The organism is Streptomyces sp. NPDC057963, assembly GCF_042887155.1.
Taxonomy (GTDB): domain Bacteria; phylum Actinomycetota; class Actinomycetes; order Streptomycetales; family Streptomycetaceae; genus Streptomyces.
In genome coordinates, this window is the sequence record NZ_JBHVPX010000066.1 from 1 (window position 1) to 3,557 (window position 3,557).

1 protein-coding gene is annotated in these 3,557 nt (G+C 73.7%); it reads right to left on the reverse strand.

Going from position 1 to position 3,557, the window contains the following annotated elements:
- The coding region (locus ACFVT1_RS40935; protein WP_389805853.1) for an SDR family NAD(P)-dependent oxidoreductase at positions 1 to 3,530 on the reverse strand (3,530 nt) is incomplete at its 3' end.
- Positions 3,531 to 3,557: the final 27 nt, after the last annotated feature.

The following is a 3,557-nucleotide window of genomic DNA, read 5'->3' on the forward strand; positions in this document are numbered from 1 at the left end:
TCCGCAGGCACCTCCGACGTCGCATCCCCACCCTTGGCAACCAACTCCCACAGGCCATCCATCGACACCACACCACCAGGCAACCGACACCCCACACCCACCACCACAACCGGGTCGCCCACCACAACCGGGTCGCCCACCACGGCCACCGACGGCACGGCCTCGGCGGCGACTCGTTCCCGCAGCGCTTCCGCGCGGAGGTGCCGGGCGAGCCGTGTCGGCGTCGGGTGGTCAAACACCGCGGCGGCGGCCAACCTCACCCCGGCGGCCTGGTGCACCCGGTCCCGGAACTCCACCGCCCCCAGCGAGTCCATGCCCAGGTCCTTGAAGGAACTGTCCGGGACCACTGCGGAGGAGCCGGTGTGCCCGAGCACGGCCGCGGCGGTCTCCCGCACCAGCAACAGCACCAACTGCTCCTGCCTGGCGGGTGTCAGTCCGGCCAGCCGCGCGGCGAACCGGGCCGCGGCCGGGTCGTGGTCACCGTCGTCGGCGACCCGCCGCGCCGGTCGCACCAGCCCGCGGTACAACGGTGGGACCAGCCCGGATTTCGCCATCACTGCGGCGTCGAACGGCGAGAGCACCACGAGCGGACGATCGACCGTCAGCGCCGCGTCGAACAGCTCCAGCGCCTCGTCCGAGACCATCGGCCGGGCACCGGTCCGGCTCAGCCGCGCCCACGTGCGTTCGTCCAGGTGCCCGGTCACGCCGCTGGCCTGCGCCCAGGCACCCCACGCCAGCGCGGTCGCCACCAGGCCCCGGCTCCGGCGGTGCTGCGCCAGCGCGTCCAGGAAGGAGTTCGCGGCCGCGTAGGTGGCATGCCGTGGCGCGCCCAGCAGGCCCGAGGCCGACGAATACAGCACGAACGCCGCCAACGGCAGGTGCTCGGTCAGCTCGTGCAGGTGCCACGCCCCGGCCACCTTCGGCCCGAACACCGAGTCGACGTCCGCGGTGGTCTGGTCCTCGAACGACGCGTCCGCCACCACCCCGGCGGTGTGGATCACCGCCGTCAGCGGACGGGAGGACGGCACCCCCGCCACCAGCGCGGCCACCGACGCCCGATCCGCCATGTCGCACGCGACCACCTCGACCGCGGCGCCGAGACCCGTCAGCTCGGCCACCAGGTCGGCCGCACCGGGCGCGGCGGCGCCTCGGCGGCCGGCCAGCACCAGGTGCCGGACCCCATGCGCCACCACGAGGTGCCGGGCGACCAGCGCGCCCAGCACGCCGGTGCCGCCGGTGACCAGCACCGTACCCGCAGGGTCGAACACCACCCCGTCCGCGCTCCCGGCACGGGTGAGCCGTGGCAGGTACAGCGAACCGCCACGCCACGCCGACTGCGGTTCACCGGAAGCCAGCGCCAGCGCGACGGCCCGAGGCAGCGCGTGCTGGTCACCCACGTCGACCAGCACGATCCGCCCCGGGTGCTCGGTCTGCGCCGAACGCAGCAGTCCCCACACCGGGGCGTGGCGAAGGCCCGGCACGTCCTCGCCGGCGCCGGTCGCGACCGCCCCGCTGGTGCACACCACCAGCATGTCGTCGGGCCGCGCGTGCGCCAACCATTCCTGCACCCGCGCGAGCACCGACGCGGTTTCCGCGCCGACCTCTTCGGGGAAGCCTGCCCCTTGGCCGCCGTCCCGCACGATGAGGACCGGCGTGGCGCCTGCCTGGACGGCAACGCCAGCCTCGGCGATGTCCACCGGCACAACCGGGGTGAGATCGCCGTCCGGCCCCGCGTATTCCGTCCACTCCACCGTGAGCGGTACCTCGCCCTGGCGGCGGGTCACCGCGGCAAGCTCCGGTACCGCCACCTCGCGCAACGCCACCGAGTCGATCGCGGCCACCAGTCCGCCCGAGGCATCGGTCAGGGTCACGCGCACCTGGCCCTCACCCAGGCCGGTCAGGCGTACCCAGCCGACCGAGGCCCCGACGGCGTACAGCGACACCCCGGCCCACTCAGCGGGTACCAGCACGTTGTCCGGATCCGCCGGGGAATCGACGTACATCAGTGCCTGCGTCACCGCGTCGAGCAGAGCCGGATGCACCCCGAAACCTGCTGCCGGTGCGCCTTCGGGCAGCGCGACCTCGGCGAGGACGTCCGCGCCAAGCCGCCACACCGAACGCAGTCCCCGGAACAGCGGTCCGTGGCGGTAGCCGCGCTCGGACAGCTTGCGGTAGAAGCCCTCGTGCTGCACGGCGACCGCTCCCGCGGGCGGCCACTGGAGCGGCTGCGGCGCCGGCTCGGGGGTGGCGTCCCCGGCCAGCGTCCCGCTGCCGTGCAACAGCCACCGGGCCCCGGATTCCGCTTCGGCACGCGAGTGGATGGACACCGCCTGGGCGCCGGAACCGTCCGACGCGCCAACGAACACCTGCACCTGGAGCCCCTGGTGCGGTGGCACGATCACCGGCTCGGCGAGCCGCAGCTCGCGCACCACCGTCGCACCGACCTCGTCACCGGCCCGCAACGCAAGTTCCAGCAGACCGGCGGCAGGGAACACCACGGTGTCCGACACCATGTGGTCGGCCAGCCACGGCTGCGCCCCCACGGAAATCCTGCCGGTCAGCACCACGCCACCGGAAGCCGGTTGCGGTACCACCGCGCCGAGCACCGGGTGGCCGGTGGCGGTCAGCCCCAGCCCGCCCGCGCCGCGCTGTCCGGCCGCGTCGAGCCAGTACCGCTGCCGCTGGAAGGGGTAGGTCGGCAGGTCCACCCGCGTCGCGCCGGATCCTGCGAACCACCGCGCCCACTCCGGTGACGTACCCGCGACGTGCAACGACGCCGCGGACCGCAGGAACCTGGTCAGCCCGCCGTCTCCCCGCCGCAGCGTGCCGCCGACATGGACCACGGCCGACGGGTCCGCGCTGTCGAGCGTTTCCTCGACAGCGGGCGTCAGCACGGGATGCGGACCCACCTCGAGGAAGGTCCGGTACCCGTGCCGGAACGCCTCGCGGACGGCGGCTTCGAAGCGCACCGGTTCGCGGACGTTGCGGTACCAGTGCTCCCCGGTCAGTGCGCCGGTGTCGAGCACGTCTCCGGTGACCGTGGAGAAGAAGGCCACCTCCGCGGTCGGCCGCCCGGTGACCGCGAGCGCGGCATCCAGTTCTTCGCGCACCTCGTCGATCTGCTGCGCGTGCGAGGCGTAGCGGATCGCGACGCGGCGCGCGCGAACGCCGTCGGCCTCGCACCGCGCCCGCAACTCCTCGATCGCCGCCGAGTCGCCGGACACCACGGTCGACAAAGGGCTGTTGACCGCGCCGACTGCCAACCGGCCCTCCCAACCCGCCAGCAGCTCTCGTGTCTGTTCGACCGGCAACGCGACCGTGAGCATGCCCCCCGTACCGGAGAGCGCGCGCAACGCCCGGCCGCGGCGGACCATGAGCGCGCTGGCTTCGGGCAGGGACAGTGCGCCTGCGACGTGCGCGGCGACGATCTCGCCCTGCGAATGCCCGATCACCGCGGCGGGGCGCACTCCCACCGACTCCCACAGCCGCGTCAACGACACCATCACCGCGAACAGGACCGGCTGCACCACATCAAGACGATCCAGTTCGGGCGCACC